Below are 5,414 nucleotides of genomic sequence, written 5' to 3' on the forward strand. Positions count from 1 at the left end.
CTGGCTCGCCGAGGCCCGGCGGGTATGGGGGGAGACGGCGCCGGTGCGCCGCCGGGCGGTGGTCCCGGTGTGGCGCAAGCCGTGGGTGGTGCTCGGCCGTGCCACCTTCGCCGGGGACGTGCTGCGCCGCGTCGGGGTCGAGCACGTTTACGCCGACCACGCGGACCGCTACCCCCGGCCGAAACTCGACGAGCTGCGCGCCCGGTTCGCCGATGGGGAGGCCGACCTGCTGGTGCTGCCGGACGAGCCGTACCTGTTCACCGACGACGACGGCCCCGGCCACTTCCCCGGGGTGCCGTACGCCCTGGTCTCCGGCCGCCACCTCACCTGGTACGGCCCGTCGCTCGTGCACGCCCGCGACACCCTGACCCGCGCACTCGACGCGCCCACCCAGCCCCCACCCACCTAACCCCGCGAGTTGCCCCTGCGAGTTCGCGAGTTGCCCCTTCCGGTTCGCGAGTTGCCCCGGCGGGTCTCAACCGCGGCCGGCGAACTTGTCCGTGGCGGCGCGCAGCGCGGGCAGTACACCAGGATCGGTGACCGCGTGCCCCGCGCCCTCCAGCACCGTCAGGGTCGAGTCCGGCCACGCCCGGTGCAGGTCGTCGGCCGTGACAGGCGGGCAGACGGCGTCGAAGCGCCCCTGCACGATCGCGCCGGGAATGCCCGCCAGCCGGTCGGCGTCGCGCAGCAGCGCACCCTCGTCGAGCCAGGCACCGTGGGTGAAGTAGTGCACCGCCAGCCGGGCGAAGGGCACGGCGAACGCGGGCGCGGAATAGACGGAGTCCCGCCCCGGCCGGGGCTCGATCGACACGATGGCGCCCTCCCACTCGCTCCACGCGACCGCCGCCCGCGCACGCGTGTCCGGATCGGACTCGTCCAGCAGCCTGCGGTACCCGTCCAGTGGGTCGTCCCGCCACCGCTCGGGCAGCGGCTCGACGAACCGCCGCCAGGCCTCGGGGAACAGGCGCGCCGCCCCGCCCGCGTAGAGCCAGTCCAGCTCGGCGCGGCGCGCGGTGAACACGCCCCGCAGCACGAGCTCGGTGACCCGGTGCGGATGCGTCTCGGCGTAGGCGAGGGCGAGCGTGGCGCCCCACGACCCGCCGAACAGCTGCCACTGGTCGATGTCGAGGTGCTCGCGGAGCCGCTCCAGGTCGGCCACCAGGTGCCAGGTGGTGTTGACTGCCAAGTCGGCGGCGGGGTCGGCGACGTGCGGCGTGCTGCGTCCGGACCCGCGCTGGTCGTACTGCACGATCCGGTAGGCAGCCGGGTCGAAGTGCCGCCGTGTGAGCGGGTTGCTGCCGCCGCCCGGGCCGCCGTGCACCACGACGACGGGACGGCCCCGCGGGTTCCCGCTGACCTCCCAGTACACCCGGTTGCCGTCACCCACGTCGAGCATGCCCTCGTCGTGCGTCCCGATCACCGGATACAGCCCTTCCACCGCGCCTCCACTCGCCGAACGGCTCCGACCCCGGCGGGCACCGCACCGCCGGGGTCGTTCCTAGCAGGCGCCGGGCCGATGTCCGAAAGGCACCAGCCGTATCTCGGGCGCTCAGTGGAAGGTGTGCTCCGGTGCGGGGAAGCGGCCCTCGCGCACGTCGTCGGCGAAGTCGCGCGCGGCCTGGGAGAGCACGCCCGCGAGATCGGCGTAGCGCTTGACGAAGCGCGGTACCTTGCCTCGGCGCAGGCCGGCCATGTCCTGCCACACCAGCACCTGGGCGTCGCAGTCCGGGCCCGCCCCGATGCCGACCGTGGGAACGCGCAATGCGTGGGTGACCTGTTTGGCGACTTCCGCGGGCACCATCTCGAGCACGACGGCGAAGGCGCCCGCGTCCTGGAGCGCCAGTGCGTCGGCGACGAGTTCGTCGGCACCCGCGCCCCGCCCCTGCACGCGGTAACCGCCGAGGTTGTGCTCACTCTGCGGGGTGAAGCCGAGGTGGCCCATCACCGGCACGCCCGAGGCCGTAACGGCCTCCACGTGCGGCGCGAAACGCCGTCCACCTTCGAGCTTGACCGCGTGCGCGCGCCCCTCCTTCATGAACCGCACCGAGGTGGACACCGCCTGCTCGGGCGAGACCTGGTACGAGCCGAACGGCAGGTCGGCCACGACCAGGGCACTGGTCACCGACCGGGTCACCGACCGCACCAGCGGCAGCATCTCCTCCACCGTCACCGGTAGCGAACTCTCGTAGCCGTACACGGTGTTCGCGGCCGAGTCGCCCACCAGCAGTACCGGGATGCCCGCCTCGTCGAACAGGGCGGCGGTGTAGGTGTCGTAGGCCGTCAGCATGGGCCAGGTCTCGCCGCGCCGTTTGCGCTCGGCGAGGTGGTGGACACGCACCTTCCGGCGCGGTGGCGCCTGCTCGTCCGGCGAGCCCTGCCCATACGGCGCCGGTGTGTCCCCGCCCGTGTCGGCCGTGGTGGCCGGTGCCGTGTCCGGAGCCGGTGTCGTGTTCGCCCTCGGGGTGGTCACGGCGTCCGGACCGCCCGTGGGGGGCGTGGCCGCGCCGGTCTCGTCGTGCGCGGAACGCGCGTTGTCTCGCGACATCGTCGTCGACCGTCCTTCCCTCGAGGCCCCGTCCGGGGTCCCCGGGTCGTGGATCGTGGGACACCTCCAGCCTCGCACCGGCCCCACCGGCTCCCAAGGGGCTGCGATGAGCTTCACAGGCGGCACACGCGCGCTGCCGGGCGCCCGCGTCTCGCCCCCGGTCACGGCGTGCGCTCGCCGTCCGGCGCGGCAGCGTCACCGACCGGTGCCGGTGACCGGCTACCTTCGCCGCGCGCGGCGTGATAAGTAGTTCGCCATGCTCTCGGTCCTGCGCCGCCCCGCGCCCTTCGGCGTGGTCCGGGGAACGGCCGTGCTGCTGCTCGTCGTGGGGTCCGCCGCCCACCTCGGGTGGCTGGCGGAGTTCGCGTTGGACACGGGCGTGTCCCCGCTGCACGACGTGCCCACGCGGCTCAGCGCGGACGGCGGGCCGTACCAGGACGTCTTCCGCCTGGCCGAGGGCCTGGCCGGCGTCGCGTTCATGCTGGCGAGTCCGCCGTTGCTGCGCGTCGCGCCGGTGCACCGGCAGGGCAGGCTCACCGTGCTGTCGATGTTCGTGTTCGGAACCCTGATGGTCGCGCGCGCCGGCTTCCCGCCCGACTGCGCGCCGACGTTGAGCGCCGCCTGCCTGGCGGGTCCGGATCTCTCCGTGGCGCACCGGGTCAACGTCGTCGTGTCCGTGCTGCTGGCCGTGCAGTACGTCGTCGGGCCCATCGTTCTGGCGCTGTGGTGGCACGGCCCGTGGCGGGCCGCCGCCTGCGCGGTCGTCGGGATCGAACTGCTCGCCGTGGGGCTGCTGGTGCTGCTGGGCACGTTCGCGTCGTGGCGCTACACCGGGCTGGTGGCCAGGGTGCAGTTGGTGGCGATGTCGGCCCTGCTCGCCGTGGGCATCGGCTACCTCGTCATGATCGCCCGGGGCGCTGGGAGCCGGGAGGCGTCGTGGCGCCTGAGAGCCCGCGCGACGACGTGCACGGACGGAACGACGTGCACGGACGGAACAGGGGCGTCACCGTGCCAGGCATGATCGGTCCGGTCGCCGACGAGCGGGAGGGTCTGCTCAACTACCTCGCCCAGCAGCGCTACGTGCTCTGCCTCGCGGCCTACGGGCTCACCGACGAACAGGCCCGCGCCACGCCCACGGCGAGCGCGCTCAGCGTGGGCGGCATCATCGCCCACGTCGCCGCGACCGAGCGGGGCTGGCTGGACACGGTGCTCGGCCGCGCGCCCTCGGGCGGTGGCGAGCCCGGCATGCCGCCGGGGCGGACGCTGGCCGACCTGATCGCCGACTACGAGTGTGTGGCCACGCGCACCGAGGAGATCGTCTCGCTGATCGACGACCTCGGCAGGCCGGTTCCGGTCCCGGCCGACGTGCCGTGGTTTCCCGACGACGTCGAGGCGTGGTCGGTGCGCTGGGTGCTGCTGCACCTCATCGAGGAGACCGCCCGCCACGCCGGGCACGCCGACATCATCCGCGAGAGCATCGACGGCGCCACGGCCTTCCCGCTGATGGCCGCGGCGGAGGGCTGGCCGCGCACGCCGTGGCTGACCCCGTGGCGACCGCCTCAGCAGTCGAACAACGCGGGCTGAGCGGCATGCGCGCCCTCGGCCAGCAGCATCCGGCGCTTCATGGGAACACCGCCGGGCGCGGAGAACCCGCCCGTGCCGCCCCCGGCCGCGAGCACGCGGTGGCACGGCACCACCGGTGCGAACGGATTGGCCCCGAGCGCGCGCCCGACCGCACGGGCCGCGCCCGGCTCCCCGAGCGCCTCCGCGACCTCGCCGTAGGTGCGTGTGTGCCCCGGGGCGATGGTGCGGACGACGTCGTAGACCCGCCGGTGGAACGGCGGCACGCCGCTGGTGTCGAGCGGCACGTCGGCTAGCGGGTCGTGCTCACCCCGCAGCAGCGCGGTGATGCCCGCGACGGCGCGTGCCGCGTGGCCCTCCGGGACGCGCTTGACCGCTTCCGGAAACGCACTCCGTACCCACGAGCGCAGCTCTCCGGCGTCGTCGGTGGGCAACCGGCAGCCGAGCACGGCCTCGGCACTGAACACGAGGCCGCAGACGCCGAGCCGGGTCTCGAAGACCGCGAACCCGCACCGGGCGGTCACGTCAGTGCACCTCGCGCCACGCGTTGGTCATCGGCAACCGCCGGTCCCGGCCGAACGCCTTGAACGTGATCTTGGTCCCCGGCGGGTACTGGCGGCGTTTGTACTCAGCGCGGTCGACCATGCGCACGACCCGGTCGATCACCTCGGCGTCGAATCCGGCCGCGAGCAGGTCGGAAAAGCCCCGGTCTCCCTCGACGTAGTCGTCGAGGATGTCGTCGAGCAGCGCGTAGTCGGGCAGTGAGTCGGTGTCGAGCTGGCCGGGGCGCAGCTCGGCCGACGGCGGCTTGGTGATCGAGTTCGGCGGGATCGGCGGCGTCTCGCCGCGCTTCTCCGCCTCGGCGTTGCGCCAGCGGGCGAGCTGCCAGACGTGGGTCTTGAAGACGTCCTTGATCGGTGCGAAGCCGCCGACGGCATCGCCGTAGATCGTCGAGTACCCCACGGCCAGCTCCGTCTTGTTGCCGGTGGCCAGCACCAGGTGCCCGTCCAGGTTCGACAGTGCCATGAGCAGCATGCCCCGCACCCGGGCCTGGATGTTCTCCTCGGCCAGCCCCGTGCCCGCCAGCCCCAGCTGGTCCACGTAGGTCGCCACCATCGTCTCCACCGGCTCCTCGCGGTAGTGGCAGCCCAGCCGCCGCGCCAGCTCGGCCGCGTCGGAACGCGAGTGCTCCGAGGAGTATCTCGACGGCATGGACACCCCGTACACCGCGTCCGGGCCGAGCGCGTCGACCGCTAGCGCGGCACTGACGGCCGAGTCGATCCCGCCG

Annotated in this window: 7 protein-coding genes; 3 read left to right on the forward strand and 4 right to left on the reverse strand. The window is 73.5% G+C overall.

Annotation, left to right across the window (positions count from 1 at the left end):
- Positions 1 to 409: helical backbone metal receptor (locus tag SACSA_RS23360; RefSeq protein ID WP_048876884.1), on the forward strand; the 409-nt coding region annotated here is incomplete at its 5' end.
- Between the two features lie 66 nt (positions 410 to 475).
- Here the strand turns inward: SACSA_RS23360 and pip are convergent.
- Positions 476 to 1,438, reverse strand: coding sequence for a prolyl aminopeptidase (pip, locus tag SACSA_RS0116090; protein WP_019818693.1), 963 nt, complete (start codon positions 1,436 to 1,438; stop codon positions 476 to 478).
- A 111-nt stretch (positions 1,439 to 1,549) separates the two neighbouring features.
- A complete protein-coding gene (panB, locus tag SACSA_RS0116095) occupies positions 1,550 to 2,545 on the reverse strand; it encodes a 3-methyl-2-oxobutanoate hydroxymethyltransferase (protein WP_019818695.1) in 996 nt (331 codons plus the stop codon).
- 256 nt (positions 2,546 to 2,801) lie between these two features.
- On the opposite strand from panB, the gene SACSA_RS0116100 reads away from it, so the two are divergent.
- Positions 2,802 to 3,566 (forward strand): DUF998 domain-containing protein, encoded by a 765-nt coding sequence (locus SACSA_RS0116100; protein ID WP_019818697.1) that lies wholly within the window; start codon positions 2,802 to 2,804, stop codon positions 3,564 to 3,566.
- Positions 3,554 to 4,129 carry a DinB family protein gene (locus SACSA_RS0116105; protein ID WP_028661940.1) on the forward strand — a complete coding sequence of 192 codons (576 nt, stop codon included), beginning with the start codon at positions 3,554 to 3,556 and terminating at the stop codon, positions 4,127 to 4,129. Before SACSA_RS0116100 ends, SACSA_RS0116105 begins: the two co-directional genes overlap by 13 nt.
- Here the strand turns inward: SACSA_RS0116105 and SACSA_RS0116110 are convergent.
- Positions 4,105 to 4,650, reverse strand: a complete 546-nt coding sequence (locus SACSA_RS0116110) for a methylated-DNA--[protein]-cysteine S-methyltransferase (RefSeq protein WP_019818701.1) — start codon at positions 4,648 to 4,650, stop codon at positions 4,105 to 4,107. The two genes, SACSA_RS0116105 and SACSA_RS0116110, sit on opposite strands and share 25 nt — an antisense overlap.
- 1 nt (position 4,651) lies before the next feature.
- Positions 4,652 to 5,414, reverse strand: a 763-nt coding sequence (nadE, locus tag SACSA_RS26280; RefSeq protein ID WP_019818703.1) for an NAD(+) synthase, incomplete at its 5' end; no start/stop codon positions are given.

It is taken from the genome of Saccharomonospora saliphila YIM 90502, assembly GCF_000383795.1.
Lineage (GTDB): Bacteria > Actinomycetota > Actinomycetes > Mycobacteriales > Pseudonocardiaceae > Saccharomonospora > Saccharomonospora saliphila.

Coding starts and splice junctions, on each gene's coding strand:
- SACSA_RS0116100 (WP_019818697.1), top strand. CDS start 2,802: ATGCTCTCGGTCCTGCGCCGCCCCGCGCCCTTCGGCGTGGTCCGGGGA.
- panB (WP_019818695.1), bottom strand. CDS start 2,545: ATGTCGCGAGACAACGCGCGTTCCGCGCACGACGAGACCGGCGCGGCC.